Annotated in this window: 1 protein-coding gene; it reads right to left on the reverse strand. The window is 38.0% G+C overall.

Features of this window, described 5'->3' with window-relative positions; all coding sequences use genetic code 11:
* The coding region (locus N0K80_RS07905; protein ID WP_269024304.1) for a GW dipeptide domain-containing protein at positions 1-305 on the reverse strand (305 nt) is incomplete at both ends.

The following is a 305-nucleotide window of genomic DNA, read 5'->3' on the forward strand; positions in this document are numbered from 1 at the left end:
GACCATTAAATGTCATTGTTGCATTTGCTGGTAGTGCAACATAGTCAATCTTTCTGAGTTGTAGTGCTCTTCCATCTACCCAATACTTCGTATCCGTACCAGCTACTCGAATTCGATACCAAGTTGATTGGTTATCTTTATTGGCCGTACAATCCATATATACTTCTTTTCCTGCTAATTTTGAAGCTGATCCTTTTGACGAACTTCCCGCTGTATTTGAAACGTGGTTATATAGATTATAACCATTTCCTACAACCTTAGCTGTCTCTGATCCAGTTCCATCTCGGTATGATACTTTTGAATAA

It is taken from the genome of Dellaglioa carnosa (genome assembly GCF_026948345.1).
GTDB lineage: Bacteria > Bacillota > Bacilli > Lactobacillales > Lactobacillaceae > Dellaglioa > Dellaglioa algida.